Source organism: Roseateles chitinivorans, from assembly GCF_050632235.1.
GTDB classification, from domain to species: domain Bacteria; phylum Pseudomonadota; class Gammaproteobacteria; order Burkholderiales; family Burkholderiaceae_C; genus Roseateles; species Roseateles chitinivorans_A.
In genome coordinates this window covers 470793-497753 of record NZ_CP192584.1, presented here as the reverse complement: position 1 = coordinate 497753, position 26961 = coordinate 470793, and the positions used below count along the sequence as shown (strand labels likewise).

At 68.9% G+C, this 26961-nt stretch carries 28 protein-coding genes; 20 read left to right on the top strand and 8 right to left on the bottom strand.

Translation table 11 applies throughout. The features are described 5' to 3' along the window. Positions 1 to 72: 72 nt before the first annotated feature. The 3 genes from ACQ859_RS02125 to ACQ859_RS02115 all read left to right on the top strand — a co-directional run bounded on the left by ACQ859_RS02125 (position 73) and on the right by ACQ859_RS02115 (position 3088). Entirely contained in the window at positions 73 to 2322 is a 2250-nt protein-coding gene (locus ACQ859_RS02125) for a M3 family metallopeptidase (protein ID WP_431264409.1), read from the top strand. 317 nt (positions 2323 to 2639) lie between these two features. After that, positions 2640 to 2897: a hypothetical protein gene (locus ACQ859_RS02120; RefSeq protein ID WP_431264408.1), complete on the top strand. Its 258-nt coding sequence runs from the start codon at positions 2640 to 2642 to the stop codon at positions 2895 to 2897. After that, positions 2894 to 3088, top strand: coding sequence for a hypothetical protein (locus ACQ859_RS02115; protein ID WP_431264407.1), 195 nt, complete (start codon positions 2894 to 2896; stop codon positions 3086 to 3088). The genes ACQ859_RS02120 and ACQ859_RS02115 overlap by 4 nt, the downstream gene beginning before the upstream one ends. 21 nt (positions 3089 to 3109) lie before the next feature. On the opposite strand, the gene ACQ859_RS02110 is transcribed toward ACQ859_RS02115, so the two are convergent. Then, positions 3110 to 3670, bottom strand: coding sequence for a DUF2242 domain-containing protein (locus ACQ859_RS02110; protein WP_431264406.1), 561 nt, complete (start codon positions 3668 to 3670; stop codon positions 3110 to 3112). A gap of 120 nt (positions 3671 to 3790) precedes the next feature. Continuing rightward, positions 3791 to 4138, bottom strand: a complete 348-nt coding sequence (locus ACQ859_RS02105) for a hypothetical protein (RefSeq protein ID WP_431264405.1) — start codon at positions 4136 to 4138, stop codon at positions 3791 to 3793. Between the two features lie 230 nt (positions 4139 to 4368). Between ACQ859_RS02105 and ACQ859_RS02100 the strand changes: the two genes are divergently transcribed. From ACQ859_RS02100 to ACQ859_RS02090, 3 genes are all read left to right on the top strand, one after another. After that, on the top strand, positions 4369 to 4563 hold the full coding sequence (locus ACQ859_RS02100) for a hypothetical protein (protein WP_431264404.1): 195 nt from the start codon (positions 4369 to 4371) through the stop codon (positions 4561 to 4563). Between the two features lie 37 nt (positions 4564 to 4600). Beyond that, positions 4601 to 4915 carry a BON domain-containing protein gene (locus tag ACQ859_RS02095; protein ID WP_231993337.1) on the top strand — a complete coding sequence of 105 codons (315 nt, stop codon included), beginning with the start codon at positions 4601 to 4603 and terminating at the stop codon, positions 4913 to 4915. Positions 4916 to 5061: 146 nt separating this feature from the next. Continuing rightward, complete coding sequence (locus ACQ859_RS02090; RefSeq protein ID WP_431259960.1) at positions 5062 to 5502, top strand: response regulator transcription factor; 441 nt, start codon at positions 5062 to 5064, stop codon at positions 5500 to 5502. On the opposite strand, the gene ACQ859_RS02085 is transcribed toward ACQ859_RS02090, so the two are convergent. Continuing rightward, positions 5480 to 6112: a response regulator gene (locus ACQ859_RS02085; protein ID WP_067283393.1), complete on the bottom strand. Its 633-nt coding sequence runs from the start codon at positions 6110 to 6112 to the stop codon at positions 5480 to 5482. The genes ACQ859_RS02090 and ACQ859_RS02085 overlap by 23 nt on opposite strands. A gap of 45 nt (positions 6113 to 6157) precedes the next feature. Between ACQ859_RS02085 and ACQ859_RS02080 the strand changes: the two genes are divergently transcribed. From ACQ859_RS02080 to ACQ859_RS02060, 5 genes are all read left to right on the top strand, one after another. Next, the gene (locus tag ACQ859_RS02080) at positions 6158 to 7648 is read left to right on the top strand and encodes a CHASE3 domain-containing protein (RefSeq protein ID WP_431264403.1); all 1491 of its coding nucleotides are present in this window, start codon (positions 6158 to 6160) and stop codon (positions 7646 to 7648) included. 198 nt (positions 7649 to 7846) lie between these two features. Further along, positions 7847 to 8293 carry a BON domain-containing protein gene (locus ACQ859_RS02075; protein WP_431264402.1) on the top strand — a complete coding sequence of 149 codons (447 nt, stop codon included), beginning with the start codon at positions 7847 to 7849 and terminating at the stop codon, positions 8291 to 8293. 282 nt (positions 8294 to 8575) lie between these two features. After that, positions 8576 to 10702 (top strand): esterase-like activity of phytase family protein, encoded by a 2127-nt coding sequence (locus ACQ859_RS02070; RefSeq protein ID WP_431264401.1) that lies wholly within the window; start codon positions 8576 to 8578, stop codon positions 10700 to 10702. Between the two features lie 89 nt (positions 10703 to 10791). Next, positions 10792 to 11247: a universal stress protein gene (locus tag ACQ859_RS02065; protein WP_431264400.1), complete on the top strand. Its 456-nt coding sequence runs from the start codon at positions 10792 to 10794 to the stop codon at positions 11245 to 11247. 115 nt (positions 11248 to 11362) lie between these two features. Then, positions 11363 to 13492 carry a M13 family metallopeptidase gene (locus tag ACQ859_RS02060; protein ID WP_431264399.1) on the top strand — a complete coding sequence of 710 codons (2130 nt, stop codon included), beginning with the start codon at positions 11363 to 11365 and terminating at the stop codon, positions 13490 to 13492. A 63-nt stretch (positions 13493 to 13555) separates the two neighbouring features. Here the strand turns inward: ACQ859_RS02060 and ACQ859_RS02055 are convergent, their stop codons facing one another. Then, complete coding sequence (locus tag ACQ859_RS02055) at positions 13556 to 13918, bottom strand: H-NS family nucleoid-associated regulatory protein (RefSeq protein WP_431264398.1); 363 nt, start codon at positions 13916 to 13918, stop codon at positions 13556 to 13558. Between the two features lie 318 nt (positions 13919 to 14236). Here ACQ859_RS02055 and ACQ859_RS02050 point away from each other — a divergent pair, with 318 nt between their 5' ends. Continuing rightward, positions 14237 to 14929, top strand: a complete 693-nt coding sequence (locus ACQ859_RS02050; RefSeq protein WP_431264397.1) for a GntR family transcriptional regulator — start codon at positions 14237 to 14239, stop codon at positions 14927 to 14929. A gap of 11 nt (positions 14930 to 14940) precedes the next feature. Here the strand turns inward: ACQ859_RS02050 and ACQ859_RS02045 are convergent, their stop codons facing one another. After that, positions 14941 to 15408, bottom strand: coding sequence for an Lrp/AsnC family transcriptional regulator (locus ACQ859_RS02045; protein WP_297532034.1), 468 nt, complete (start codon positions 15406 to 15408; stop codon positions 14941 to 14943). Positions 15409 to 15497: 89 nt separating this feature from the next. Here ACQ859_RS02045 and ilvB point away from each other — a divergent pair, with 89 nt between their 5' ends. After that, complete coding sequence (ilvB, locus tag ACQ859_RS02040) at positions 15498 to 17234, top strand: biosynthetic-type acetolactate synthase large subunit (protein ID WP_431264396.1); 1737 nt, start codon at positions 15498 to 15500, stop codon at positions 17232 to 17234. A 14-nt stretch (positions 17235 to 17248) separates the two neighbouring features. Here ilvB and ACQ859_RS02035 read toward each other — a convergent pair whose 3' ends face one another. Then, positions 17249 to 18412 (bottom strand): mandelate racemase/muconate lactonizing enzyme family protein, encoded by a 1164-nt coding sequence (locus tag ACQ859_RS02035; RefSeq protein ID WP_431264395.1) that lies wholly within the window; start codon positions 18410 to 18412, stop codon positions 17249 to 17251. A gap of 162 nt (positions 18413 to 18574) precedes the next feature. Between ACQ859_RS02035 and ACQ859_RS02030 the strand changes: the two genes are divergently transcribed. Together ACQ859_RS02030 and ACQ859_RS02025 are read left to right on the top strand one after the other, a co-directional pair. Continuing rightward, positions 18575 to 19504 carry a LysR substrate-binding domain-containing protein gene (locus ACQ859_RS02030; protein ID WP_431264394.1) on the top strand — a complete coding sequence of 310 codons (930 nt, stop codon included), beginning with the start codon at positions 18575 to 18577 and terminating at the stop codon, positions 19502 to 19504. Positions 19505 to 19687: 183 nt separating this feature from the next. Next, the gene (locus ACQ859_RS02025; protein WP_431264393.1) at positions 19688 to 20677 is read left to right on the top strand and encodes a tripartite tricarboxylate transporter substrate-binding protein; all 990 of its coding nucleotides are present in this window, start codon (positions 19688 to 19690) and stop codon (positions 20675 to 20677) included. Between the two features lie 39 nt (positions 20678 to 20716). On the opposite strand, the gene ACQ859_RS02020 is transcribed toward ACQ859_RS02025, so the two are convergent. After that, on the bottom strand, positions 20717 to 21376 hold the full coding sequence (locus ACQ859_RS02020) for a GntR family transcriptional regulator (RefSeq protein ID WP_431264392.1): 660 nt from the start codon (positions 21374 to 21376) through the stop codon (positions 20717 to 20719). A gap of 203 nt (positions 21377 to 21579) precedes the next feature. On the opposite strand from ACQ859_RS02020, the gene pcaC reads away from it, so the two are divergent. The 5 genes from pcaC to ACQ859_RS01995 all read left to right on the top strand — a co-directional run bounded on the left by pcaC (position 21580) and on the right by ACQ859_RS01995 (position 26283). Continuing rightward, positions 21580 to 21978, top strand: coding sequence for a 4-carboxymuconolactone decarboxylase (gene pcaC / locus ACQ859_RS02015; RefSeq protein ID WP_067280375.1), 399 nt, complete (start codon positions 21580 to 21582; stop codon positions 21976 to 21978). Positions 21979 to 21990: 12 nt separating this feature from the next. After that, positions 21991 to 22863, top strand: coding sequence for an NAD(P)-dependent oxidoreductase (locus ACQ859_RS02010; protein WP_431264391.1), 873 nt, complete (start codon positions 21991 to 21993; stop codon positions 22861 to 22863). Positions 22864 to 22867: 4 nt separating this feature from the next. Beyond that, the gene (locus ACQ859_RS02005) at positions 22868 to 24259 is read left to right on the top strand and encodes an NAD-dependent succinate-semialdehyde dehydrogenase (protein ID WP_431264390.1); all 1392 of its coding nucleotides are present in this window, start codon (positions 22868 to 22870) and stop codon (positions 24257 to 24259) included. Positions 24260 to 24357: 98 nt separating this feature from the next. Further along, the gene (locus ACQ859_RS02000; RefSeq protein WP_431264389.1) at positions 24358 to 25341 is read left to right on the top strand and encodes a tripartite tricarboxylate transporter substrate-binding protein; all 984 of its coding nucleotides are present in this window, start codon (positions 24358 to 24360) and stop codon (positions 25339 to 25341) included. A gap of 129 nt (positions 25342 to 25470) precedes the next feature. After that, positions 25471 to 26283, top strand: coding sequence for a GNAT family N-acetyltransferase (locus ACQ859_RS01995; protein ID WP_431264388.1), 813 nt, complete (start codon positions 25471 to 25473; stop codon positions 26281 to 26283). On the opposite strand, the gene ACQ859_RS01990 is transcribed toward ACQ859_RS01995, so the two are convergent. Further along, a complete protein-coding gene (locus ACQ859_RS01990) occupies positions 26231 to 26935 on the bottom strand; it encodes an SDR family oxidoreductase (RefSeq protein ID WP_431264387.1) in 705 nt (234 codons plus the stop codon). The genes ACQ859_RS01995 and ACQ859_RS01990 overlap by 53 nt on opposite strands. Positions 26936 to 26961 lie beyond the last annotated feature (26 nt).

Genomic DNA, 26961 nt, shown 5'->3' with positions numbered 1-26961 from the left:
CGGCAGGGGCATCGGCTAAGGTGACGACCTCGCACAACACGCATGCCCGCCCACAAGACGGGCCCCGTTCCCATGAGGATTCCCTTCGTCCTGGCCGCCACCGTGGCCCTCGCCGCTCCCGTGATGGCCCAGACGGCGCCGCCCGTCGCGGCCCCCGTCATCAACAATGCCGCCACTGCCAGACCGGCTGGGGACGCGGTCGCGGCGAGCGCACCGGCCGTGGCGAACCTGCTGCTCGCGCCGAGCACGCTGCCGCTGCAGTACCCGCCCTTCGACAAGATCTCCGATGCCGACATCGGTCCCGCGATCGACCAGGGCATGAGCGAGCAGCTCGCCGAGGTCGCCGCGATCGCGAACAACCCCGCGGCGCCGACCTTCGACAACACCATCGTCGCGCTGGAACGCGGCGGCCGCACGCTGGGCAGGGCGACGACGCTGCTGATGAGCCTGACCGGCGCGGACGCCAACCCCGCGCGCCTGAAGCTGCAGGCCGACTACGCGACGAAGCTGGCCGCGCATCGCGACGCGATCCAGCTGAACCCGATGCTGTTCGCGCGCATCGAGTCGCTGTACCAGCGCCGCGCCGCGCTCGGCCTGGGCGCGCAGGAGCAGCGGCTGATCGAGCGCCAGTACAACCAGTTCCTGCGCGCCGGCGCCAAGCTGGACGAGGACGGCAAGGCCCGCATGAAGGCCATCAACGCCGAGATGGCGCAGCTGGGCGCGCGCTTCAACCAGAACGTGCTGGCGGAGGTGAACGACTCGGCCGTGACCGTCGACAGCCTCGACGAGCTGAAGGGCCTGAGCGACGAGCAGATCTCCGCTGCCGCGACCGCCGCGAAGGAGCGGGGCCTGGACGGCAAGTACCTGATCGCGCTGCTGAACACGACCGGCCAGCCGGTGCTGGCGCAGCTGGAGAACCGCGCGCTGCGCCAGCGGATCTACGAGGCTTCGGTGGTGCGTGGTTCGCGCGGCAACGCCTACGACAACACCGCGCTGGTGTCGCGCGTCGTGTCGCTGCGTGCCGAGCGCGCGAAGCTGCTCGGCTTCGCGACGCATGCGGACTTCGTGCTGAAGGACGAGACCGCCCGCAACCAGCAGGCCGTCAACGGCATGCTGCGCCAGCTGGCGCCGGCGGCGGTCGGTGCCGCGCGCCGTGAAGGCGCGGACCTGCAAGCCATCATCGATCGCGAGCAGAAGGCGAACAAGCAGCCGACCTTCCAGCTCGCGGCCTGGGACTGGAGCTTCTACAGCGAGAAGTTGCGGGCCGAGAAGTACGGCTTCGACGAGTCGCAGCTCAAGCCCTACTTCGAGATGAAGAACGTGCTGGAGAACGGCGTGTTCTACGCAGCCGGCCAGCTCTACGGCCTGAAGTTCAAGCAGCGCCACGACCTGCCGGTCTATCACCCGGACGTGCTGGTCTACGACGTGTTCAACGCGGACGGCTCGCAGCTGTCGATCTTCATCGCCGACATGTACGCGCGGCCATCCAAGCGCGGTGGTGCGTGGATGAATGCCTACGTCGACCAGAGCGGGCTGATGAACCAGAAGCCGGTGGTGGCGAATCACCTCAACATCCCGAAGCCCGCGGACGGCAAGCCGACGCTGCTGACGTGGGACGAAGTGACGACGATGTTCCACGAGTTCGGGCATGCGCTGCACGGCATGTTCTCGAACGTGAAGTACCCGAGCATGGCCGGCACCAAGGTGCCGCGCGACTTCGTCGAGTACCCGTCGCAGGTCAACGAGATGTGGGCGGACTGGCCGAGCGTGCTGGCCAACTACGCGAAGCACTACAAGACCGGACAGCCGATGCCGCGCGCGTTGCTGGACAAGGTGCTGGCGGCCAAGCAGTTCAACCAGGGCTTCGCGACGACGGAGTACCTCAGCGCCGCGAGCCTGGACCAGCGCTGGCACCAGCTGCCGCTGGACCAGGTGCCCGGTGCCGACGGCGTGATGGCCTTCGAGGCCCAGGCGCTGCGCGAGGACGGTTATGACTACGACGCGGTGCCGCCGCGCTACCGCACGCCTTACTTCAGCCACATCATGGGCGGCTACGCGGCCGGCTATTACGCGTATGTCTGGTCGGAGGTGCTGGACGCCAACACCGTGCAGTGGTTCAAGGCCAACGGCGGCCTGAAGCGCGAACTGGGCGACGCGTTCCGCGCGAAGCTGCTGTCGCAGGGCGGCAGCCAGGATGCGCTGACGCTGTTCCGCGGCGTCGTCGGCCACGAGCCGCAGATCCAGCCGCTGCTGGAGCGCCGCGGCCTGGTCATCGAGAAGACCAAGACGGCCGGCAAGCCGCAGGCATCGACGCCACAGTAAATGGGGGAGATAGCCCACCCGGAGGTGGGTTGTCACCTGTGATTCGTCAAAGGGCGCTCATCGAGGCGCCCTCTTTCGTTTCTGGGAGGAACTTTCCGCACCAGACTTTCCGCCATGTTGTCGTGGTGGGGCGGTGCGGATGGATGAGATTACGAAGAAGTGGTTTGATGTGTCGACGGTGGAAGTACGTCGGGCGGCGGAACTGGACGGATGGCGCTCAGACGATCGAGCTCCTTGAGGCCAAGCGGCTCGGCAACTTCTCGAGGGTGACGGTCCATGCAGTTGGCGATCGCAGCAGCTTGGACGGACCCATGGCAATGAACGGCTACTTCGTGTGGGCGCGCATGGGGTTCAACGCAGTTCTCCCGGAGGACTTGAAGGAGCATCCGTCGATGCCGCGGGCTGCCTTGGGAAGCTTGGATCTGAAGCAACTCCTCCGAAGCCCTGGGGGTGAGGAATTCTGGTTGCGCTTCGGGCGCAGCATGCATCTAGAGTTCGCACTGAAGGAACCGTCCGACTGCTGGGATCAATTCGAGCGCTACGCTCGCAGCCATAACATTGAGGTCACACCATGAACCCCTGGGAAATCGCCGCGCGCGTATGCCGGCCCATGTCGACCGAAGAGGCGAGGCGTCTTACGCAACAGGAGTGTGGGTCCAAAGAATATGGCGATACCGACCCTTTGCTGGAGGCTGAGATCCAGGAAATGCTCGCTCGCATCAGGGTCGCTGAACGCGAAGATCGCGAGCGCGCTGGCAAGTCTTGAGTGAGGCGACGGGCGCTGAACTCACCCGCCCGTCTTGTCCAGATCGCTCGTGTCCTCCGTCCCCTGCTGCGTGATCAGGCGCTGCATCAACGCGAAGAACCGGTCGTAGAACTGCCCGGCGGGGATGGTTTCCGAGGCGACCTTGACGAGCGACTCCGTCGACGACGACAGCGGCACCGAGATCGAGCCGATCGCGCTCACGCCCAGGCTGGTGGAGTTCGCGCTGCGCTTGACGTTGTAGCGGTCCTGCAGCGCCGACACGTAGGCCGTCGCGAGCTTGCCGCTGCCGCCCTCCGGCACGCACACCACCGTGAAGCTGATCTCCACGTGCACTTCGCCTTCCGGCTGGAAGCGCTTCGTGCCCGAGATCGAATCCGGCAGCGCGATGCCGATCACGTACCCCTGGCTCAGCAGCGCGCGGCGCGCGGCCTCGCAGGTGTCCTGAACGCTCGCATCGAACAGGCGCGAGAAGGTCTCGTCCGAAGCGAAGCGTTCGTTCTGATAGACGGAGTTCTTGCGCTCGGCGGCGGTCGGCCCGAAGGTGCCGCAGCCCGTCATGAACGTCGCAGCGATGGCAGCCATCGCGAGCGGGCGGAACGTGGCGGAGAAAAGGAAGCAGGGCGTCGGATCATCATCGTCGGGCCGTGATCGGCCAGCGACGGATTATCCGCGCCCTGTCTTAGGGAAGTTTGAGGGTGCCGCTCAGTGCGTCGTCTGTGCCGTCAGCACCGTCTGCCATTCGCCATCGACGCAGGCCGACAGGTGTCGGGCACTGCCGCGGCAGCGCTGCCAGTGCTCCGTCGCCGCCGACAGCAGCGCCGGCCAGTACGGATGGTCGCCGGCGCAGCGGCTGCGCGGGATGACCAGGGCGAGCTCCTGGACGTCCGCCCGGCCATCGGCGTCGATGTAGGACAGCTGCGCCTTGACCACCACCGTCAGCGGCGTGGAGAGCAGCAGCTCGGCGTTCACGCAATGGGAAGGGCGGAAGTCCGGATGGGCGGGAGCCGGCGCCTGGGCGGCGCTTCCAACGGCGGCGGAGAAGGTGTTCATCTTGTTCTCGTCTCAGGTCTCTTGTTCGATGCCTGCATCCTAAGAACAGGGGCTCGCCCACCCTGTGGGGGCGTTGCGCGACGCCTTGTAGGACAACGCCTCATTCGACCCGTCGGCATTGCCATTTCCGCTTGTCCTACAAGACATCGCGGACGCGGACGACAGGGCCGGCTGTTCGGCATCCGTAGAGTTGATCCCAGCGCACCACGGGGTGCACAAGGAGCTGACAGATGGGCATCGCCGACCACCATTCCCTCGCCTTGCACGTTCATGAATTCGCCTGCCAGGTCCAATGGACCACGGTCAGCGACCACGAACCGGTGCTGGGTCTGGAAGCGGCGCTTCCTTATCTGCTGGACCATGCCCCCGCGACGTTCGCCGAGCCGGCCCCTGCTGTCGTGTCGTCAGACCGCCACGCCGCGTGAGTCCGAGCCTTTTCATCAATCGAAGGAGATCAACATGATGATTCGAGCCACCGTTCTCGCCCTGGCCACTGCTGTGGGCGCCCTGACCCTGCTGCCCGGCTGCGCCGTGACGCGCGGTCAATCCTCCGTCGGCGAATACGTCGACGACGCGGCGGTCACCACCGCCGTGAAGTCCAAGTTCGTCGAGGCCAAGTCGGTCGACGCCTCCTCCATCCACGTGGAGACGCTGCAAGGCGAGGTGATGCTGTCCGGCTTCGCCAAGAACGCCAACGAGAAGGCCGATGCCGAACGCCTGGCCCGTGAAGTCAAGGGCGTGAAGCGCGTCAAGAACGAGATCGCGATCCGCAACTGATGCGCTGACGCGATTCACCGATCGTGTGTCCGAGGGCGGCCTGACCACCCGTCCCTGGATACACCGCGCAAACGGACGGTCTGCCTGGGCAACCCGTCCGTTTGCGCGTACCCGCTTGTGGTTCCAAGCAGTACGCGAGTCTTTCCATGGACGCCCAGCCCGCCAGCGCCGCCCTCACCTGTTTCCTCGTCGAGGACAACGCCGTCATCCGGGAGAACCTGGTGGCGACGCTCGAGGAGATGGTGGACCTGCGCGTCCTCGGCCATGCGGTCGACGAGAACGGCGCGCTGAACTGGCTGTCGCAGGAGCATGCCGACTGCGATCTGCTGATCATCGACATCTTCCTGGCGCAGGGGACCGGCCTCAACGTGCTGCAGGCCGCCAGCCAGCGCATGCCCGGCGCGCGCCGCGTCGTGCTCAGCAACTACGCCACCCCGGACATGCGCCAGCGCTGCTTCGCGCTGGGCGCCGACAAGGTGTTCGACAAATCGGCCGAGCTGGAGGACCTGCTCGCCTACTGCGGCGGCCTGGCCGACGCGGCCCACCGCGACGCCGGCGATGCCGCTACTCGATCAGCCCGTTCTTGAGGGCGTAATACGTCAGCTCGCTGTTGGTGTTGAGCGAGAGCTTCTCCAGCACGCGCGACCGGTACGTCGACACCGTCTTCACGCTCAGCGACATGCCGTCGGCGATGTGACCGACGGTCTCGCCGCGCGCCAGGCGCAGGAAGACCTGCAGCTCGCGCTCGGACAGCGTGTCGTGCGCCGCCTGGTCGGCCGGGGAGCCCAGGCCCTCGGCCAGCAGCTCGGCCACGGCCGGCGTGATGTACTTGCGGCCGCGGAACACCGTGCGGATCGCCGTGGCGATCTCTTCCGGGTCGCATTCCTTGTTGAGGTAGCCGCTGGCCCCCTGGCGCAGCAGCGTGGTCGCGTAGTGCGTCTCCGGGAAGCCGCTGAGGATCAGCACCGGCAGTTCCGGCTTGCGGGCCTTGATGGCGGCGAGGGTCTCGACGCCGCTCTGGTCGGGCAGCGAGAGGTCCATCAGCATCACGTCGAGCTCGCCGGCGCGCACGAGGTCCAGCGCCTCGCGGCCCGATCCGGCTTCGCCGGTGACGCGCAGGTCGACTTGTTCGGAGAGGAATTGCCGCAGCCCGGCGCGGACAATCGCGTGGTCGTCGACGATGGCGATTCGGATCATGGTGGCGATGGTCAAGTGAGCGAAATCGCTCAGGGAGTGTAGAGGATGAGCCTGAAGGACACCGTCACGAACCTGGGTCGCAAGACGTGGGCGATGCCGCTCGGCGTATTCGTGGCCCTGTTGATGATCCTGATCAGCGAGCTGGCCTACTTCGGCGCCATCTCGCAGATGGACCGTCTGGACACGCTGGGGCGGGCCCGGATGGAACTGCTCCGGCTGATCGCCCGCGTGACCGACGCGGAGTCAGGGCAACGGGGATACCTGATCACCCGCCGACCGGAATACCTGGATCCTTACCGCTTCGCGGCCGAGGACGCCTCGCAGGGCCTGAGCTCCCTGCAGCGGATGTACGCGCAGGTCGGCGCCGACGATGCCGAACGCCGCAGCAAGGAGATCGCCGTCGCCGTCAGCGCCAAGCTGAGCGAGCTGCAGGAGGTGCTCAAGCTCTACGAGAGCGGCCGGGAAACCGCCGGCCGCGAACTCATGATGACCGACATCGGCCGCGACCAGATGGAGCAGATCCGGCGCCGTTCGGCCGAACTGCTGACCGACGAGACCCGGCGGATCGCGCTCGGCACCGGTCAGGTTTACGACACGCTGATGATGAGCCGCATCGGCGTGGCCGGCATGACGCTGCTGAGCCTGATCGTGTTCGTGCTGTTCGTGCGCAAGAGCCGGGCGCTCGACGTCCAGCGCGCCGAGCAGGCGCAGGAGGTGCGATCCGAGCGCGACCGGCTGGAGGTCGAGGTGTCGCGCCGCACCGCCGAGCTGACGCAACTGGCCCGCCACCTGCAGACCGCGCGCGAGGACGAGCGCGCCCGGCTCGCCCGCGACCTGCACGACGAGCTCGGCGCCCTGCTGACGGCGGCCAAGCTCGACGTCGCGCGGCTGCGGCCCAAGCTGCAGGCCGGAGCGCCTGACCTGATGCAGCGCCTCAACCACCTGACCGAGACGCTCAACAGCGGCATCGCGCTCAAGCGCCGGATCATCGAGGACCTGCGCCCGTCCACGCTCGACCAGCTGGGCCTGGTGCCCGCGCTGGAGATCCTCAGCCGCGAGATGTCCGAGCGGCTCGGCGTGCCGATCACGGTGGAACTCGATCCGTCGGTCGATCTGGTGCCCAGCGCCCAGCTGACCGCGTTCCGCCTGGTGCAGGAGGCGCTGACCAACACCGCCAAGTACGCCCAGGCCACCGCGGTGACCGTGGCGCTCAAGCGCGAATACGCGCAGGCGATGGTGATCGTCACCGACAACGGGCAGGGGTTCGACCCCGCCCGCCTGGCGCTCGGTTCTCATGGGCTGCTGGGGATGCGTTTCCGCGTCGAGGCCGAGCGCGGCCAGCTGCGATTGCGCAGCGCGCCGGGGCAGGGCACCGAGGTGTGCGCCTGGCTGCCGCTCAAGCGCGACGAGCCGGACATCCCGCGGATCGATTTCCCGATGCCCGGCCTGTCGGGGGCGCCTGAGGTGGCGACACCGCCGGCGCCTGCCGCGGGTCCCGCGCAGGGCGGACAGTCGCCGGCCGGCGGCGGGCTGTAGCCGGACCGCCGTCGCGCCGTCGTCAGGCGGTGATGGGCTGTAGGTCGGCTCCTACGTCCGGCCGGGACGCCGGGCGACCGCCGCTTCCGGCGGGCACCGACCGGTTGTGGACGACGGGCTGACTAGAGTGAAGTCATGGATCCGCGGCCACCCGCGGAATGTTTGCGGAAGTTCCGCACCCGCGAAAGGAACCTCGCCATGAAGCACTCTTCCCGCCCCGCCGCCCTGTCCCTGCTGTTGCCCGCCGTGGTGGCCGCCGTCGCCCTGACCGCCTGCGGTCGCGAGGATGACGGCCGCACCGCCGGCCAGCGCCTGGACGACGGCATCTCCAAGATGGAGCAGAAGTCCGAAGCTGCCAAGCAGGACACCCAGCAGGCCATGGACAACGCCGGCGCCAAGATGGAGCGCGCCGCCGACAAGGCCGGCGCCGCCATCGACGACGCGCAGATCACGACGGCCATCAAGGCCTCGCTAGCCGGCGATCCGAAGCTGAGCGCGCTCGACGTGAAGGTCGAGACCGAACGCGGCCACGTGACGCTGGACGGCAGCGCGCCGGATTTGGCCGCGCGCGACCGCGCGGGCTCGATGGCGTTGGCCGCCAAGGGCGTCCAGTCGGTGAACAACCGCATCAAGGTCAACGGTTGATCCAGGCCGACGGGCGAACCTCCTCTGCCGCCCGTTGACCGGGGCCCCGGACCGCGTCCCGTGACGCGGCGCCGGGGCTTTCTGCTTTCCAGCCCGCTTGCCGGCGGCCCGAGCGCGTATGCCGTTGCGCTGGACGGGCCCCTGGGGAAATCCCGCCTTCGTGTCGTATTCGTGTCGATTCGTGAAGCCGCTTAACAGCGTCGTCATCAGCGCTGACTAGCGTGCCGCCCTGTCCCGTCGGGCGTGGCCGCGACGGACTTCCTCGATCCACGAAAGCACGACATGAAGAAGACGACCGTCCATTCGGCCGCCGGCATCCGCCGGCTGGGGCAGCCCCTGATGACGCTGATTGCCGTCGCGGCGCTCGCCGCCTGCGGCAGTGGCGACGATCAACCCACGGTGCCCACGATCCAGTCGCGTCTGGTCGACGCGCCGGTGGAAGGCGTCAGTTACACCCTGGCACCGAGCGGCACCAGCGGCAAGACCGCCGCCAACGGCGTCTTCACCTGTGCCACCGGCGACACGGTCGCCTTCACCGTCGGCGGCGTGGCGGTGGGCAGCGCGAAGTGCGGGGAGACGATCTCCGTCGGCGACCTGGCCGGCACCGCCGCGTTGACGGACGACAAGCTCGGCAACCGCCTGGTGTTCCTGCAGGCGCTGGACGAGGACGACGATCCCACCAACGGCATCAGGATCCCGGCGGCGGTGCACGACGCCCTGGCGGGCAAGACGCTGGACTTCGCCGCCGCCGCGGCCGACTTCGACAAGGCCTTCGCCGCGCTGCTGCCGGCCGGGCAGACCGACGTCTACGGACAGGCCTATGCGGCGCGCGCGATGAGCGACAAGCGGCGCGCGGCGGCCGTCGAGCACTACGAATCGACGCTGGCCACGCTGCTGGGCAAGACCGAGACGAGCAGCGCCACGCAAGCCACCGCCGGCGGCGCCGTCGCGATCACCAAGTTCCAGATCAAGGCCGCCGACAACCAGTACGTGCCCTACGAGGGCGCCAACGCCGACGCGAAGAAGGACTTCCCCAAGGGCTTCTATCCGGCCGTCGGCTCCGGCCTGGTCTACAAGGGCAAGAACGCCGCTGGGGCGCTGGAGTTCTGGGGCATCACCGATCGCGGCCCCAACGGCGACAGCCCGAACGCGCCGCGTCCGGACAACGGCGCCGTCGTCACGACGAAGATGTTCCCGGCGCCGAGCTTCTCGCCGTCCATCGGCCTGATCACGCTGGGCAAGGACGGGGCGGTCATCTCCGCGCTGAATCCGCTGAAGAACGCCGACGGCTCCGCCGTCACCGGCCGTCCGCTGCCCTTCGGCACGGTCGGCAGCAGCGCCGAGGTGCCGCTGTCCGACACGCTGAAGTACGACGGCACCAAGGGCGCCTTCGACGCCAACGGCCTCGACAGCGAGACGCTGGTCTACGACGACGCCAACAAGGTGTTCTGGACCTCGGACGAGTACGGCCCCTTCATCGTCAAGATCGACGCCGCGACCTTCAAGATCATCAAGCGTTATGCCCCCGGCACCACCGCGGGCAGCTTGCCGGAGGTGCTGAAGAACCGCCGAGCGAACCGCGGCATGGAGGGCCTGGCGATGGATGTCGCCGGTGGCAAGCTGCACGGCTTCCTGCAGAGCCCGATCGACCCGGTGGACAACGCCGGCAAGAGCATCGAGGTCGTCGACAGCGCCGACATGGACCAGGACACCAAGAACACCGACAAGGTGAAGGTCCGCGATTTCGCGCAGTTCGCGCGCTGGATCGAGTTCGACCCGAAGACCGAGACCTCGAAGCTGTACGCCTACCCGCTGAGCTATCCGCTCGCCGCCAAGGGCGAGAAGTGGGATCGCAACCGCACCGGCAGCGCCAAGCTGGGCGATCTCGTGTCGCTGGGCAACGGCAAGTTCATCGTGGTGGAGCAGGGCGCCGACGCGACCGGCGCGGTGCGCAACTTCCTGATGCTGGTCGAGGTGCCGGCCACGGCCACCGACATCGCCGCGATCGGCATCGAGCTCGAGAAGAACAGCATCGACGGCGTGACCGCTTCGGCAGTGAGCTGGGCGAACGTCGTGAAGCTGAAGAAGACGGTGCTGCTGGACCTGAACGCCGCCGGCTGGAAGGCCGAGAAGGCCGAGGGCCTCGCGATCGTCGACGGCAGCACGCTGGCGCTGATCAACGACAACGACTTCGGCCTGAAGACGGTGCTGGTCGATGCCAAGGGCAAGGTCGTCGCCGGCGATCCGACCGAGTGCACGGTCGACGTCAACGGCGTGATCGCCCAGGACGGTGTCTGCGCGGCCGGCGCGGTGCTGTCGCGCGTGACGCGCGGCAACGAGGTCGACCGCCTCACCCACCTGTGGCTGTTCAAGTTCCCGAAGGCGCTCGCTTCCTTCAGCGTGCAGTGACGGCCGGCGGCGCAGCGCGCACGGTCCGCCGTGCCGCGCGGCGCTTCCGGGGCTAGCATGGGTCCATCCCATCCGATGGAGCGACAACCATGTACGCCAAGATCCTGGTTCCCGTCGACGGCAGCCCCACCTCCAACGCCGGCCTGGCGGAGGCGATCCGGCTGGCCAAGCTCAGCGGCGGCGAGATCCGCCTGCTGCACGCGCTGGACCTGCAGGCCTTCGCGATGATGTCCAGCGCCGGGCTCGGCATCACGCCGGACAACTTCGAGCAGATCCGCGCCGGCGGCCAGAAGGTGCTCGCCGATGCCTCGGCCGCCGTCGGCGCGGCGGGCCTGCGGGTGTCGACGCAACTCAGCGAAAGCCTCTCGTCCCGCGTCAGCGACCTCGTCGCCGAGGAGTGCCGGAGCTGGGGCGGCGAGGTCATCGTGCTCGGCACGCATGGCCGCCGCGGCCTGTCGCGCGCGCTGCTGGGCAGCGATGCCGAGCTGATCGTCCGCTACGCCGAGGTGCCGGTGCTGCTGGTGCGCGGGCCGAAGGAGGGCTGATCCCGGCGCAGGCCCCGCCTGCCAAGACGGGTCTACCCGAGGTGTCGTCCGGCACCCCGCGGGGGTGGGCGGCTGGCGGAGAATGCCCGGCAGCACCCACTTCCCGCTGTCGAGCATGACCTCTCACCTCCTCGCCCGCACCGCCGCGGCCGCGCTCGTCGCGGCCGTTTCCTTTGGCGCCGCCGCCGACGCGCGCGCACAGAACGCCGCTCCGGCTCCCGCCGCGGCGACCCCGGGCCCCGCCGCGGCGCCTGAAGGGCCGCTTGACCAGCTGCCCTACACGCCCAGCCTCGACACCGCCGCGATGGACCGCGGCGCCGATCCCTGCGAGGACCTCTACCAGTACGCCTGCGGCGGCTGGATGGCGGCCAATCCGATCCCGCCGGACCAGGCGCGCTGGTCGGTCTACGCCAAGATGGCCAATGAGAACCAGCGCTACCTCTGGGGCATCCTGGACAAGCTCTCCGCCGCCGATCCGCAGCGCAGCGCGAACCAGGTCCGCATGGGCGACTACTTCGCCGCCTGCATGGACGAATCCGCCGCCGATCGCCACGCGCTCGCGCCGCTGCGCCCGCTGCTCTCGCGCATCGAGGCGCTGAAGGACCGCCGCGACCTGCCGGCGCTGCTGGCCGCGCTGCACCTGGCGACCAACAACGAGCGCGTGCTGTTCCACTTCACGTCGGGCCAGGACATGGCCGATTCGACGCGGGTGATCGCCTTCGCCTACGCGGGCGGACTGAGCCTGCCCGACCGCGAGTACTACTTCAAGACCGACGAGAAATCGCGCACGCTGCGCGAGCAGTTCATCGCCCATGTGGCGCGCAGCTTCGAGCTGCTCGGCGACGCGCCCGAGGCGGCCCGCGCACAGGCCAAGCAGGTGATGGCGATCGAGACCGCGCTGGCGCGGGCCTCGCTGAGCCGCGTCGACAAGCGCGATCCCTACAAGGGTTTCCATCCGATGAACGCGGCGCGCCTGCAGGCGCTGACGCCGGGCTTCGACTGGGCCGCGTACCAGCGCGGACTGGGCCTGGACCCGCAGGCGGCCTACAACGTGACCGAGCCGGCGTTCTTCAAGGCGCTGTCGAAGGAACTGCGCCAGCGCGACCTCGCGCCGCTGCGCCACTATCTGCGCTGGCAGCTGGTCAGCAGCCAGGCGCCGACGTTGTCCGGCGCCGCGGTCCAGGCCAACTTCGAGTTCTTCGGCCAGACGCTGCAGGGCGTGCCGCAGGTGAAGGCCCGCTGGAAGCGCTGCGTCGAACTCGTCGACGCGCAGCTCGGCGAGGCGCTGGGCCAGGAGTTCGTCGCGCGCAACTTCAGCCCGGACCTGAAGGACAAGACGCTGACGATGACCCAGCAGATCGAGGACGCGATGGCCGCACGCATCCAGTCGCTGGCCTGGATGAGCGCGACGACCAAGCAGCGCGCGGTGGAGAAGCTCCACGCGATCGTCAACAAGGTGGGTTATCCGGACCGCTGGCGCGATTACGGCGCATTGACCGTGGCGCGTGACGACTTCGCCGGCAACGTGATGCGCGGCAACGACTTCGAGCTGAAGCGCCAGCTGGCGAAGATCGGCAAGCCGCTGGACCGCGGCGAATGGGGCATGACGCCGCAGACGGTCAACGCGTACTACGACGCGCAGATGAACGACATCAACTTCCCCGCGGGCGTGCTGCAGCCGCCGCTGTTCGACCCGAAGCTGGACGACGCGCCCAACTACGGCAACACCGGCGGCACGATCGGGCATGAGCTGATCCACGGCTTCGACGACGAAGGGCGGCAGTTCGATGCCAAGGGCAACCTGCGCGACTGGTGGACGAAGAAGGACGGTCAGGCCTTCGAGCAGCGCGCGGCCTGCGTGACGAAGCAGTACGCGCAGTACGTGGTCGTCGACGACATCCGCATCAACAGCAAGCTGACGCTGGGCGAGGACCTGGCCGACCTGGGCGGCCTGGTGCTGGCGCATGCGGCCTGGAAGGCGCAGATCGCGGACATGTCGACACCGCCGGGAGACCGCGACGGACTCACGCCGGAACAGCGCTTCTTCGTCGGCTTCGCGCAATGGGACTGCAGCCATGCGCGGCCTGAGTATGCGCGCGTGCATGCATTGACCGACCCGCATTCACCCGGGCGCTACCGGATCAACGGCGTCGCGGTGAACATGCCCGAGTTCGAACAGGCGTTCCACTGCAAGCCGGGGCAGAAGATGGTGAAACCCGACGCGGAGCGCTGCCGGGTCTGGTGAGCCGGCGAGAGCGCCGGGAGGCGCTCTCGCCCCGACTGGCCGATCGTTCGGCCAATCAGCGCGTCAGCCGATCAGCAGGTCCTCGGCCGTCTTCCCGGCGGCCAGGGCGTCCTTGAACCAGTTGGGCCGCTTGCCCACGCCGGTCCAGGTGTGGCCGGCGCCGTCGTGGTACTTCGGGGCGCCCGCACCGCGCGGGGCCTTGACCTTGCGCGCGCCCGCGGAGGCCTTGGCGGTCTTGGCCGCTCTGCCCCGGCCGGCCGGCTTGGTGGCGCCGGCGCCGAACAGCTCCTCAGCCGTGAGTCCGTAATGATCGATGGCCTCGCGGATGCGGGCGACGACGCCGGAGATCTCCTTCGCGCGCAGCGAGTCGGCTTCCTTCTTCAGCTTCTCGATCTGGGACAGGACTTGCTTCAGGGACTTGGCCATTCAACGGGCTCCATTCGGGTGTTTGACATCGGGCATTCGCCTCTGCGTCGCAGACCTCCCGGTCGCGACTGTAGCGCTTGATGGTCACCGATGCGGAAACGACACAGGCCCTGCCCTCGATTCGGGACCGATTCGACTCAATTCAGTAGGCGTCGGCGCGACAAATGCGCCGATGAGGCAGTCGATCCGATGTCCCATTGCGCATTCATTGCGCTTCGGCAAAAACGCCGATTCATGGCCGATTCAATGCGGCGACAGCCGACGACTCCTCCGTAGAGTGAACCGTGATTCACCACATTCACCGGACGGAGTGCCGCGATGGTTCGTTCCACACACCCGATCAATACGCCGACCTATCTGCGGCTGCGCGACCAGATCCGCGCCGACATCGAGGACGGTTGCTGGCGGCTGGGGCAGCACCTGACGCTGCATGAGCTGAGCGTGCACTACCGCGTCAGCAACGTCCCGGTGCGGGAGGCCCTGCTGCAGCTGCAGGGCGACGGCATGGTGGACATGCGGATGAACAAGGGGGCGGTGGTGCGGGCGGTCGACGCGCGGTTCATCGACGAGTACTTCGATGTCCGCGAGGCCTTGCAGGCGATGCTGCTGTCGCAGGCCTGCCGGGCGGCATGGACCGGCTCGGCGCAGACGCTGGCCGGCGTGACGGCATTGCTGCGCCCGCTGGAGGAGGCCACGCGCTTCGGCCGCGTGCGGGAGCTGCTGGCGGCGGACGATGCGTTGCAGGAGCACCTGGGCCGGCTGGGCGGCAATGGCCAGGCCCTGGGCATGCAGGCGTCACGCGGGCGGCTGCTGGAAGCCTTCCGGCGCGCGCGGGTGGCGCTGTGGGCGCCTGAACTCGAAATCCTCGTCGTGCAGGGCGAAGCGATGCTGCAGGCGCTCCGGCACGCCGATCCCGTCATTGCCAGCGAAGCGGTTCGCCGTCACGTGGCGGCGTCGCGCACCTACATGACGAGGTTGCTGAAGGTGCCGGAGACGCCGGCGCCGAAGTGACGACGACCGCTTCAGAGCGGCAGCGAACTCGCCTTCAGGCAGCGCAGCACGAAGCTCGACTTGCTGTGCCGCACGCCGGGGATCTTGTAGAGCTTCTCGCGCAGCAGCCGTTCGTAGTCGCGCGTGTCGCGGACGGACAGGCGCAGGACGTAGTCGTAGTCCCCGGACACGAGATAGGCGTCGATCACCTCGGGGATCGCCTCGAGGTGCCGCGCGAACTCGGCCATCGCGGCATCGGTGTGCTTGTTCAGCGTGAGCTGGACGATCAGCTGCTCCGGGCGGCCGACCTTCTCGGCGTTCACCTTGACGGTGTAGCCCTCGATCACGCCCGATTCCTCGAGGCGCTTGATGCGCGTCCAGCAGGGCGACGTCGTCAGTCCGACCTCTTCGCTGACCTCCTGCAGGCTCGCACGCGCATTGCGCTGCAGGGCCCGCAGGATGGCGCGGTCGAACTTGTCGAGCTTGATTTCCTGATCCATGGCAACTCTGAAGGAAAGTTTGCTGCGATGGCCATTCTAGGAGGTAAGAACGGCAACGCTTCCCGGGGAGGCCCGGGATACTGACCCGCATGAACGCATCGATCGACAGCGCCGTGCTGGGCGCCCCTGAAGTCATGACGCGCAACGGCGCGCAGACGCTGCTGGACACGCTGGTCGCCTGCGGCGTGGACACCGTCTTCGGTTATCCCGGCGGCGCGGTGCTGCCGCTTTACGACGCGCTGCATGGCGAGCCGCGGCTGCGCCACATCCTGGTCCGTCACGAACAGGCGGCGGTGCACGCGGCCGAGGGTTACGCGCGCAGCACGGGACGGCTGGGCGTGGTGCTGGTGACCTCGGGGCCGGGGATGAGCAACACGACGACCGGGCTGCTCGATGCCTTGTGCGACTCGGTCCCCGTGCTCTGCATCAGCGGGCAGGTGAACAGCGCGGTGATCGGCACGGATGCGTTCCAGGAGTGCGACGCGCTCGGCATCTCGCGCCCGGTGACGAAATGGAATGCGCAACTGCGTCCTGGGGACGATGTGGCGGCTCGCGTGCGCCAGGCCGTGGACATCGCGCGCGGCGGACGCCCGGGACCGGTGCTGCTGGACGTGCCGAAGGATGTCCAGCTGGCGCCGACGCGGTCGACGGCGAACCGGCCGATCAAGACGCTCAGGGAAATGCCGGCCGTGGACGTGCGCGCGGTCGAGCTGGCCGCGGACTGGATCGCAGGTGCGCAGCGGCCGGTGTTCTATGGCGGCGGTGGCCTGATCAATGCGGGCGAGACGGCCTGTGCGGCGTTCGCCTCGGCGGTGGCCCTCAGCGGCGCACCGTGCACGCTGACGTTGATGGGCCTGGGCGCGTTGCCGGCGTCGTCGCCGCAGTGGCTGGGCATGCTCGGCATGCACGGCACGCTGGAGGCCAACCTGGCGATGCACCACGCGGACCTGATCGTCTGCGCGGGCGCGCGTTTCGACGACCGGGTGACGGGCCGCCTGGAGAGCTTCGCACCCGGTGCGCGGGTGATCCACCTGGACGTCGATCCGGCGTCGATCGACAAGGTCCGCCGCGCGGATCTCGCGCTCTGCGGCGATGCGCGCGTGCTGCTGCCGCGACTGCGCCATGCGCTGGAGCGCCGCGCGATGCCGCGGGAGCGGCTCGCCGGCTGGTGGACGCGCATCGACGCGTGGCGGGCGCAGCGCTCCCTGGCTTTCGAGGACACCCCCGACGTGATCGCCCCGCAGGCGCTGATGACGCGACTGCAGGCGCAATTGAGGGGCCGTGACGCCATCGTGTCGACCGACGTCGGCCAGCATCAGATGTGGGCGGCGCAGCACCTCGCCTTCGAGCGGCCGCGACGCTGGCTGACGTCCGGCGGCGCGGGCACGATGGGCTACGGCCTGCCCGCCGCGATCGGCGCCCAGGTGGCGCATCCGGACCGGCTGGTCGTCTGCGTCAGCGGCGACGCGTCGATCCTGATGAACCTGCAGGAGATGGCCACGGCGCGCCAGCATCGGGCGGCGGTCAAGGTCGTGCTCTGCAACAACGGGCACATGGGCATGGTGCGCCAGTGGCAGGAGCTGCACCACGGCGAGCGCTACAGCCACAGCTACAACGCGTGCATGCCAGACTTCGTCGCGGTGGCGAAGGGATTCGGCTGGCAGGCCCGTCGCGTCGAGCGGCGCGAGGACCTCGACGCCGCGCTCGCCGGGTGCCTGGCGAGCGACGGGCCGTACTTCCTCGACGTCGCCGTCGCGCCGGCGGAGAACTGCTTCCCGATGATCCCGGCGGGGAAGGGGCATCACGAGGTGATGCTGGGTCGCTGATGCCCTCCCGGGACTCAGTCCGACAACGCCCTCATCACCGCATACAGATCCGACTTCCCCTCGAACCCGATGCCCGGAAGATCCGGCAGGGTGACGTAGGAGTTCTCCACCTTCACGCCGTCCGGGAAGCCGCCGAAGGGCTGGAACAGGTCGGGGTAGGACTCGTTGCCGCCCAGGCCCAGGCCGGCCGCGATGTTCAGCGACATCTGGTGTCCGCCGTGCGGCACGCAGCGGCTCGCGGACCAGCCGTGTTCCTTGAGCATGTCCAGCGTGCGCAGGTACTCGACCAGCCCGTAGCTCAGCGCGCAGTCGAACTGCAGCCAGTCGCGATCCGGCCGCATGCCGCCGTGGCGGATCAGGTTGCGCGCGTCCTGCATGGAGAACAGGTTCTCGCCCGTCGCCATCGGGTTGGCGTAGTAGTTGCGCAGCGTCGCCTGCAGCTCGAAGTCCAGCGGATCGCCGGCTTCCTCGTACCAGAACAGGTCGTACTTCGACAGCGCCTTCGCATACGCGATCGCCGTGTCCAGGTCGAAGCGGCCGTTGGCGTCGACGCACAGCTTCTGGCCGTCGCCGAGCACGCTCAGGATCGAGTCGATGCGGCGCAGGTCCTCGTCCAGCGAGGCGCCGCCGATCTTCTTCTTCACCACCGAGTAGCCCCGGTCGATGTAGCTGCGCATCTCGTCCTTGAGCTTGCCGTGGTCCTGGCCCGGGTAGTAGTAGCCGCCCGCGGCGTAGACGAAGACCTTGCGGTCGGGCGTGCCGGTGCCGTAGCGCTCGGCCAGCAGCTGGAACAGCGGCTTGCCCTCGATCTTCGCGACCGCGTCCCACACCGCCATGTCGATGGTGCCGATGGCGACCGAGCGCTCGCCGTGGCCGCCCGGCTTCTCGTTGGTGAACATCGCGTCCCAGACCTTGTGCGCGTCGAGGATGCCGCGGCTGTCGAGCAGCGAATCGGGGTCGGCCTCGAGGATGCGCGGGATGAAGCGCTCGCGCATCAACGTGCCCTGGCCGTAGCGGCCGTTGGAGTTGAAGCCGTAGCCCACCACCGGCTTGCCGTCGCGGATCACATCCGTGATGACCGCCACGAGGCTCAGGGTCATCTTGCTAAAGTCGATGTAGGCGTTGCGGATGGGGCTGCTGATCGGCAGCGTCTTTTCTCGGATCTCGACGATCTTCACGGGGAACTCCACTTCGGGTTGGCTGGGAACGGGTCGCATGATCCCGCCGGGCCCCCTCGCCAGGCCAATTCAGTTTTCTTAGCTTTTGATGCTTTGCGGGCACCGCCCCGCCCCGCGCCGCCACTCCCCCGCCACGACCGCAACGACCGCCGTACCTTCTCCATGACGCTGAACCTGAGCTGGATCGATGACTTCATGGTGCTGGCCGCCAGCGGGAACTTCTCGCGCGCCGCGGAAGAGCGCCACATGACCCAGCCCGCCTTCAGCCGGCGCATCCGCGCGCTGGAGGAGTGGCTGGGCACGGACCTCTTCGACCGCAGCTCGCAGCCCGCGCGGCTGACCGACGCGGGCCTGTGGTTCCGCAAGACCGCGCAGGAGCTGCAGGCGCAGGTCGCCCGCGTGCCGGGCGAGGCCCGCGCGATCGCGGAGGCTAGCTCGCAGACGCTGCGCTTGGCGGCGACGCATGCGCTGTCGTTCTCGTTCATGCCGCGCTGGCTGCGCGCGCTCGAGGCCCGCACCAGCGTGGGTCCGGTGAACCTCGTCTCCGACACGCAGCAGAAATGCGAGGCGCTGCTGCTGCAGAGCCAGGTGCAGTTCGTGCTCGCGCACGGTCACCGGCAGGTGCCGGGGCCGCTCGACGAGGCGGCGTTCGCCTGCGTCGTCGTCGGCCACGATCAATTGCTGCCGGTCTGCGCGCCCGACGCGACCGGGGAACCGATCCATCCGCTGACGGGCGGCAAAGGCCTCAAGGGTGCCGCGGTGCCGCTGCTCGCCTACAGCTCGGAATCGGGGCTGGGGCGCGTGCTGCGCGAGGTGAAGGGCGCGGCGCTGGACCGGCTCAACGTGCAGCCGGTGTTCACGGCGCACCTGGCGTCGGTGCTGCGCACCATGGCGCTGGACGGGCGCGGCGTGGCCTGGCTGCCGAAGATCCTGATCGGGGACGACCTGGCCGCCGGGCGCCTGGTGGTCGCGGGGGACAAGGACTGGCACCTGGACCTCGACATCCGCCTGCACCGCGACCGCGGTGCCATGGGCGCGGCGGCGGAGACGTTCTGGACGGCGGCGGCCGGAGACAACGGCGCTTCGACCTGATCCCGGGATGAATGCCGCATGAACGCGCGCGTCGCGCAGCGCCCCCGCAGTGCCGGGGCGGCATCAAAGCCAACAAATCCGGCATTGGTGTGAAGCGGTGCGGGTCTCGATGATCGGTGCTGGCCGGGGCGGTCGCCTCGGGCAGAGCCACAGATCCCATCAGAGGACATCGAGGAGACACGCATGAAGAACATCCGCAGGCGGCTGGCGCTGACCGGCCTCGCGGCGGCGCTGGGCGTCGTGACGACGCTGGCGCGGGCCGAGTTCCCGGACAAGCCGGTGACGCTGATCGTGCCGTTCGCGGCCGGCGGGCCGTCGGACAAGATCGCCCGCGACCTGGGCGAGGCGCTGCGCAAGAAGCTCGGCCAGACCGTGATCGTCGAGAACGTCGGCGGCGCGGGCGGCACGCTGGGCACCTCGCGCGTGGCCAAGGCGCCGCCCGACGGCTACACGCTGCTGGTGCACCACATCGGCTTCGCGACCGCGCCGTCGCTCTACCGCAAGCTGCCCTACCAGGGCATCAACGATTTCGCCTTCCTCGGCCTGATCAACGAGGCGCCGTCCACGCTGATCGCCAAGCCGTCCATGCCCGCGAAGACCTTCGACGAGCTGCGCAAGTTCATCGCCGCCGACCCGACGAAGATCAACCTCGCGCATGCCGGCGTGGGCTCCGCGTCGCAGCTGTGCGGGCTGATGCTGCAGTCGGCGCTGAAGACCAACCTGACCTCGGTCCCGTACAAGGGCACCGGACCGGCGATGACCGACCTGATGGGCGGGCAGGTCGACATCATGTGCGAGCAGGCCACCAACGCCGTGCCGCAGATCGAGGGCGGCAAGGTCAAGGCCTATGCGGTGACCAGCTCCCAGCGGATGACGCTGCCCGCGCTCGCGGCGCTGCCGACGCTGTCGGAAGCCGGCCTGAAGGACTTCAGCGTCACCGTCTGGCACGGGCTCTACGCGCCCAAGGACACGCCCGCGCCGGTGCTGAAGAAGCTCAACGACGCGCTCAAGGCGGCGTTGAAGGACCCGGACCTGATCAAGCGCTCGGAAGCGCTGGGCATCAGCGTCGTCAACGACGGCCGCCTCGAGCCGGCCGGCCACAAGCACTTCGTCGAGACCGAAGTCGCGCGCTGGAAGAAGGTGATCGAGGCGTCGGGGCAGTACGCCGACTGAGGCCCGATGCCGCCGCGTCCGACGGAGCGGCGGCTGCTTTCAGCCCATGCTGCGGAGCACGTTCTCCGCCGCCTGCTTCACATGCTCGCCGCACAGCCGCGCGGCGAGCTCGCCGTCGCGCTGCTCGATGGCCGTCACGATCGCGTCGAGTTCCCGCAGCGTCTCGGGCAGCCGTCCCGGCTGTGCCATCGAGATCCGGCGCAGCACCGTCACACGGTTGTTCAGCTGCTTGAGCATCTGCCCCGCCACCGTGTTGCCGCAGCCCTCGACCAGCACGTCGTAGAACTGGTTCTTGATCGTCAGGATCCGGGCACGGTCGCCGGCGCCGTGCGCCTGCGCCAGATCGGTCAGCGTCGCGCGCAGCGCCGCGCGCTGGGCGTCCGACGCGTTCGTCGCGAAGCCGCGCCCGGCCAGGCTTTCCAGGCTGGCGCGGACCTCGTAGATCTCGCGCACCTCGTCGCGGGAGATGCTGGTCACCTCCGGCCCGCGGTGCGGAATGATCGTGATGAGCCCCTCCGCCTGCAGATGCTGCAGCGATTCGCGCACGCAGGAGCGGCTGACGTCCAGGCTCTCGCAGAGCTCCCGCTCCGACAGCTTCTGGCCCGGCGCCAGCACGCCGTCCAGGATGGCGGTGCGGAGCGCTTGCGTCGCGCGCTGGCGCAGTGACGTCTCTTCCCGGGCAACTTTCACGAGGCTCATGGGCCGGATCCTACCTGTGGGCGGGCGATGTCCGGACGTCCGGATCACCTGATGTTCATACAGACTGATTGTCATACAACACGACCAGCCTGCTTTCAATCCACGTATTCCCAATGTCGGATTGTCAGACAATCCGACTACATTGACCCATCGACGCGCGGCAGGCGACGCGTCCCTTCCACCCCCATCACCAGGAGTTTCCGATGACCCGTGCGTACGCCCCGAAGAACCAGGCCCTGTTCGACCAGGGGCTCTCGACCCGGCGCGAGGTGCTCGGCGCCGAGTACGTCGACAACTCGATCAAGAACGCCACCGACTTCAACATCGACATGCAGGAGCTGGTCACGCAGTACTGCTGGGGCGACGTCTGGAACCGCCCGGGCCTGGACCGCCGCACGCGCTCCTTCCTGAACCTGGCCATGATCACCGCGCTGAACCGACCGCACGAGCTGAAGCTGCACGTGCGCGGCGCCATCAACAACGGCCTGACGCGCGACGAGATCAAGGAAGTCTTCCTGCAGACGGCGATCTACTGCGGCGTGCCGGCGGCGATCGACTCGTTCCGCGTTGCCGCCGAGGTGTTCAAAGAGATGGATGCCTGAGGAGCCGCGGCCATGACACAGATCGGATTCATCGGCCTGGGCATGATGGGCACGCCCATGGCCCACCTGCTGCACGCCGCCGGCCATGCGCTGGTCGTGCAGGACGCGCGGCCCGAGGCGGCGGCCCTCTTCGCCGAGGCGCATCCCGGCACCCGCATCGCGAGCGGCGCCGGCGCTCCGGACGACTACGCGGCCTGCGACGTCCTCATCACCATGCTGCCGAACTCGGACATCGTCGATGCCGTCGTCGGGCCGCTGGCCTCGCAGCTCAAGCGCGGCGCGGTGGTCGTGGAGATGAGCTCCGCCGATCCCAACCGGACCCGCGCGCTCGCCGAGCGCCTGGCGGCGTCCGGCATCACGCTGATCGACGCGCCGGTCTCGGGCGGCGTCAAGAAGGCCGTCGCGGGCACGCTCGCCATCATGGTGGGCGGCGACGTCCCGGCCTTCGAGCGCGTCCGTCCGGTGCTGGAGACGCTGGGCAAGGCCATCACGCACGTCGGACCGGTCGGTGCCGGTCATGCGCTGAAGGCGTTGAACAACTACGTGTCCGCCGCCGCCCTGATCGCGACTGCAGAGGCGATCCACGTCGGTGAAGCCTTCGGCATCGCCCCGGCCACGATCGTCGACGTGATCCAGGCCTCGACCGGCCGCAACAACACGACCGAGAACAAGGCCCATCAGTTCATGCTGAACGGCGCCTTCAACTCGGGCTTCTCGCTGGCATTGCAGGCGAAGGACGTCGGCATCGCCGCGTCGCTGGGACGCGCGATGGGCCTGCCGATGGCGCTGGCGCAGGACGTGTATGCGATGACCGCCGAAGCGTCGGAGTCGCTGGGCGCCGGCGCGGACCACACCGAGCTCTACCGCTTCGTCGGCAAGGCCTGAGGCGATGAGCGCCGTGTTCGACGTCGTCAATCCCGCCACCGGCGAGCGCGTCGCGCAGGTCCGCAAGGACTCGGCGCAGGACACGCTGGCGGCCGTCGAGGCGGCGCGCATCGCGCAGGTCGAGTGGCGCCGGCGCGGCGGCCACGCCCGCGCCGAGGTGCTGCTGCGCTGGTTCGATCTCGTGATCGCGGAGACCGAGGACCTGGCGCGCGTCATGGTGTCCGAGCAAGGCAAGCCGTTGGCGGAAGCGCGCGCCGAGATCGTGTATGCCGCGAGCTACATCCGCTTCTATGCGGAGGAGGCCAGGCGGCTGCATGGCGAGACGATCCCGGCGGCCTCGCCGGACCGGCGCCAGCTCGTGGTGCGCGAGCCGGTCGGCGTCTGCGCCGCGATCACGCCCTGGAACTTCCCGGCGGCGATGGTCACGCGCAAGGTCGCACCGGCGCTCGCGGCCGGTTGCACGATGGTGCTCAAGCCGTCGGAGCTGACGCCGTTGACCGCGTTGCGGCTGGCGGACCTCGCCCTCGAAGCCGGACTCCCCGTCGGCGTGCTGAACGTGGTCGTCGGCGACGCGGTCGAGATCGGCGCGGTGCTCACGTCCTCGCCGGCGGTCCGCATGCTCAGCTTCACCGGGTCCACGCCGGTGGGCCGGCTGCTGATGGCGCAATGCGCGCCGACGGTGAAGAAGCTGGGACTGGAACTCGGCGGCAACGCGCCCTTCATCGTCTTCGACGATGCGGACCTCGACGCCGCGGTGGAGGGCGCCATCGCCTCCAAGTTCCGCAACGCCGGCCAGACCTGCGTCTGCGCCAACCGGCTGTTTGTTCAACGCGGTGTCTATGAAGACTTCGCCAGGCGCCTGATCAAGCGCGTCGGCGCGCTGCGGACCGGCAACGGCCTGGACGAGGGCGTGACGCAAGGTCCGCTGATCAACGAGGCGGCGCGGCGCAAGGCGCTGTCGCACGTGCGCGATGCATTGGATCGCGGTGCACGCCTGGGCATCGGCGGCGAGGCGGTCGACGGCCCCGGCTGGTTCATGCAGCCGACCGTGCTGCTCGACGTGAAGGCCGGCATGCGCTGCCTGGACGAAGAGACTTTCGGCCCGGTCGCGCCGCTGGTGGCCTTCGACACCGAAGCCGAGGCCGTCGCCTGGGCCAATGCCAGCGAGTTCGGCCTGGCGAGCTACTTCTACTCGCGCGACGTGGCGCGCTGCTTCCGCGTCGCGGAGGCGATCGAGTCCGGGATGGTCGGCATCAACACCGGCGCGATCTCGAGCGAGACGGTGCCGTTCGGCGGCATCAAGCAGTCCGGGCTGGGGCGTGAGGGCTCGCGGCACGGCCTGGACGAATACACCGAGCTGAAGCTGATGAGCTTCGGCGGCATCGGCGCGGCCTGACAGGTCGCGCCGGGACGCCCTTCACTTCCTGCATCGACAGACACGCAGCAGCCGGCGATGGACCGGCGGCGCACTTCCTTACCCCCTTGGAGCGAGACATGCGAAAGATTGCGAAGAAGGTCCTGGCCGTCACGGTGACGACGGTCTCGATGGCGGTGGCGACGGCAGCGTCCGCCGCCTATCCGGACAAGCCGATCACGATGGTGATCCCGTACGCGACGGGCGGCTCGACCGATGTGATCGGCCGGCTGATCGCGGAGGCGATGACGCGCGACCTCGGTCAGCAGGTGATCGTCGAGAACGCCGGCGGTGCCGGCGGCACGATCGGCACGGCGAAGGTGGTGCGCGCCGCGCCGGACGGCTACACGGTGCTGCTGCACAACATGGGGATCGCGACGGCGCCTGCGCTGTACCCGAAGCTGACCTTCGACGCCAACAAGGACCTGGTGCCGATCAGCCTGGCCGGCGACGTGCCGATGATCCTGGTCGGGAACAAGAACTTCGCGCCGGCGACGGTCGCCGAGGTCATCAAGCAGATGAAGGCCAAGCCGGGCGAGGTGCGCTTCGCCCATGCGGGCGTCGGCGCGACCTCGCACCTCTGCGCGATGCTGTTCAGCCAGACCACGAACACGACGGTGACCATGGTCCCGTACCGCGGCACCGGTCCGGCGCTGCAGGACGTGATCGCCGGCAACGTCGACCTGATCTGCGACCAGCCGGTGGCGACCGGCCCCCACGTGGCGGCGGGGGCATTGAAGGCCTATGCGATGGCGACCAAGGCCCGCGTGCCGCAGCTGCCGAACGTCCCCACCTTCGCCGAGAGCGGCCTCCCGGGCTTCGAGCTGGCCGTCTGGCACGGCGTGTACGCGCCCAAGGGCACGCCTGCGGCGGTGGTGACGCGTCTGAACACGGCGCTTCGCAACGCGCTGGCCGATGCCAACGTCGCGAAGCGCTTCCAGGAGATGGGCGTCGTCGCGCCGCAGGGCGACCGGCTCAAGCCGCAGGCGCTCGGCGCGCAGACGGCCACCGAGATCAAGAAGTGGGATCCGGTGATCAAGGCCGCAGGCGCGAAGGCGGAGTGACGACGGACTGACGGTGTAGCCGACGCCTCAGCCGGCGGTGCCGCGGCACACCGGCGTGTCGCGAATGACCGCCGGGATGTCGCGGTCGACCGTGGCGTCCGGCCCGCCGACCGCCTAGAGTCCAGGCGCATGAACATCGCGCCGACCTCTCCCGTCCCGACGCCGTCCGACGATTCACTGCTCGACCATGTGGTCTGGCATGCGCTCACGGGGAGGCAGGCCGTGCTCGCTGCCGGGGAGGCCGACGCCTGGCGGTTCGCGTCGGACGTCGGTCCCTTCGGCGCCTTGAGGCCCTCGACGATCGGCACCCCCGCGCAGCTCACCGGGCTGCTTCGCATCGGGTCGCCCGTCGTGCTCGTGGTGGCGGAGGACGACCGTCCGTTCGGCGGCCTCGTGCCGTTCAGGCGGGCGCCGGTCGATCAGATGGTGCTGGTGGATCCGTCGGCGATGGCGTCCGTGCCCGACATCGGGACGCTGACGATGGACACGGCCGACGTGCCGGACATCCTCGAACTTGTGCGCGCGACGCAGCCCGGCCCTTTCGGGCAACGCACCCTTGAGCTGGGCCGCTACCTCGGCGTCCGGCTGGAGGGGCGGCTCGTGGCGCTATCGGGCGAGCGGATGAAGGTGCCCGGCTTCACCGAGGTCAGCGCGGTCTGCGTCGACCCGTCCTGTCGCGGCCGCGGATTCGCCGCGTCGTTGATGAAGGCGGTCGCGCAGGGCATCCTCGCTCGCGGGGAGACGCCCTTCCTGCACGTGTTCACCGACAACCTCTCGGCGATCGCGCTCTACGAGCGCCTGGGCTTCCGCCTGCGGCGCCGGTTCAGCGTGAACTTCTTCGACGAGCGTGCGTTCAGCACCGCCGACGCGCCGGATGCGCCCCATGCGCTCAGTGCGCCATCGGATCCATCAGGTACACCCCGTCCGACAGCGCCTTCTTGACCTGGCGCGTCGAGTCATCGACGGTGATCTCGACGGCACCCTGTTCGATCTCGTCGAGCGACTGGCGGACGACGTCCTCCGGCCGGGCCTTCGGCACCTCGAAGTCGCGGATCATGTCCGTGTCGATGAAGCCGCCGTGGAAGCCGGCGACCAGCGTGCCCTGCGGCGCGAGTTCGGCGCGCAGGCTGTTGGTCAGCGCCCAGGCCGCGGCCTTGCTGACGCCGTAGGCGCCGAGCATCGGCGTGTTCACCCAGCTGAGGATGGACAGCATGTTCAGGATCGCGCCGCCGCCGTTGCGGCCCAGTACTGGCGCGAACGCGCGCGCGACGTGGAAGATGCCGAACAGGTTGGTCTCGAGCTGCTCGCGCAGGACGGTCTCCGCGTTGTCGCCCGCGATGCCGCCGACTCGGCCGATACCGGCGTTGTTGATCAGCAGCGTCACGTCGCCGCAGGCACGCGCGGCGGCGGCGGCCTGTTCCGGCCGGGTCACGTCGAGCTGCACCGGCACGACGCCGGGCAGCGTGATGGTCGAGACGTCGCGCGCTGCGGCGTAGACCTTCTTCGCGCCGCGTGCGAGCGCCTGTTTCGCGAATTCGAGCCCGAGGCCCCGGTTCGCGCCGGTGATGAAGACGACGGCATCCTTGATCTGCATGGAACTTCCTTCTGCGCCGCGGCGCG

Bases quoted from the DNA above. Each gene is read 5' to 3' on its own strand.
- ACQ859_RS02125 (WP_431264409.1), top strand. From the start codon at position 73: ATGAGGATTCCCTTCGTCCTGGCCGCCACCGTGGCCCTCGCCGCTCCC.
- ACQ859_RS02120 (WP_431264408.1), top strand. From the start codon at position 2,640: ATGAACGGCTACTTCGTGTGGGCGCGCATGGGGTTCAACGCAGTTCTC.
- ACQ859_RS02115 (WP_431264407.1), top strand. From the start codon at position 2,894: ATGAACCCCTGGGAAATCGCCGCGCGCGTATGCCGGCCCATGTCGACC.
- ACQ859_RS02110 (WP_431264406.1), bottom strand. From the start codon at position 3,670: ATGGCTGCCATCGCTGCGACGTTCATGACGGGCTGCGGCACCTTCGGG.
- ACQ859_RS02105 (WP_431264405.1), bottom strand. From the start codon at position 4,138: ATGAACACCTTCTCCGCCGCCGTTGGAAGCGCCGCCCAGGCGCCGGCT.
- ACQ859_RS02100 (WP_431264404.1), top strand. From the start codon at position 4,369: ATGGGCATCGCCGACCACCATTCCCTCGCCTTGCACGTTCATGAATTC.
- ACQ859_RS02095 (WP_231993337.1), top strand. From the start codon at position 4,601: ATGATTCGAGCCACCGTTCTCGCCCTGGCCACTGCTGTGGGCGCCCTG.
- ACQ859_RS02090 (WP_431259960.1), top strand. From the start codon at position 5,062: ATGGACGCCCAGCCCGCCAGCGCCGCCCTCACCTGTTTCCTCGTCGAG.
- ACQ859_RS02085 (WP_067283393.1), bottom strand. From the start codon at position 6,112: ATGATCCGAATCGCCATCGTCGACGACCACGCGATTGTCCGCGCCGGG.
- ACQ859_RS02080 (WP_431264403.1), top strand. From the start codon at position 6,158: ATGAGCCTGAAGGACACCGTCACGAACCTGGGTCGCAAGACGTGGGCG.
- ACQ859_RS02075 (WP_431264402.1), top strand. From the start codon at position 7,847: ATGAAGCACTCTTCCCGCCCCGCCGCCCTGTCCCTGCTGTTGCCCGCC.
- ACQ859_RS02070 (WP_431264401.1), top strand. From the start codon at position 8,576: ATGAAGAAGACGACCGTCCATTCGGCCGCCGGCATCCGCCGGCTGGGG.
- ACQ859_RS02065 (WP_431264400.1), top strand. From the start codon at position 10,792: ATGTACGCCAAGATCCTGGTTCCCGTCGACGGCAGCCCCACCTCCAAC.
- ACQ859_RS02060 (WP_431264399.1), top strand. From the start codon at position 11,363: ATGACCTCTCACCTCCTCGCCCGCACCGCCGCGGCCGCGCTCGTCGCG.
- ACQ859_RS02055 (WP_431264398.1), bottom strand. From the start codon at position 13,918: ATGGCCAAGTCCCTGAAGCAAGTCCTGTCCCAGATCGAGAAGCTGAAG.
- ACQ859_RS02050 (WP_431264397.1), top strand. From the start codon at position 14,237: ATGGTTCGTTCCACACACCCGATCAATACGCCGACCTATCTGCGGCTG.
- ACQ859_RS02045 (WP_297532034.1), bottom strand. From the start codon at position 15,408: ATGGATCAGGAAATCAAGCTCGACAAGTTCGACCGCGCCATCCTGCGG.
- ilvB (WP_431264396.1), top strand. From the start codon at position 15,498: ATGAACGCATCGATCGACAGCGCCGTGCTGGGCGCCCCTGAAGTCATG.
- ACQ859_RS02030 (WP_431264394.1), top strand. From the start codon at position 18,575: ATGACGCTGAACCTGAGCTGGATCGATGACTTCATGGTGCTGGCCGCC.
- ACQ859_RS02025 (WP_431264393.1), top strand. From the start codon at position 19,688: ATGAAGAACATCCGCAGGCGGCTGGCGCTGACCGGCCTCGCGGCGGCG.
- ACQ859_RS02020 (WP_431264392.1), bottom strand. From the start codon at position 21,376: ATGAGCCTCGTGAAAGTTGCCCGGGAAGAGACGTCACTGCGCCAGCGC.
- pcaC (WP_067280375.1), top strand. From the start codon at position 21,580: ATGACCCGTGCGTACGCCCCGAAGAACCAGGCCCTGTTCGACCAGGGG.
- ACQ859_RS02010 (WP_431264391.1), top strand. From the start codon at position 21,991: ATGACACAGATCGGATTCATCGGCCTGGGCATGATGGGCACGCCCATG.
- ACQ859_RS02005 (WP_431264390.1), top strand. From the start codon at position 22,868: ATGAGCGCCGTGTTCGACGTCGTCAATCCCGCCACCGGCGAGCGCGTC.
- ACQ859_RS02000 (WP_431264389.1), top strand. From the start codon at position 24,358: ATGCGAAAGATTGCGAAGAAGGTCCTGGCCGTCACGGTGACGACGGTC.
- ACQ859_RS01995 (WP_431264388.1), top strand. From the start codon at position 25,471: ATGAACATCGCGCCGACCTCTCCCGTCCCGACGCCGTCCGACGATTCA.
- ACQ859_RS01990 (WP_431264387.1), bottom strand. From the start codon at position 26,935: ATGCAGATCAAGGATGCCGTCGTCTTCATCACCGGCGCGAACCGGGGC.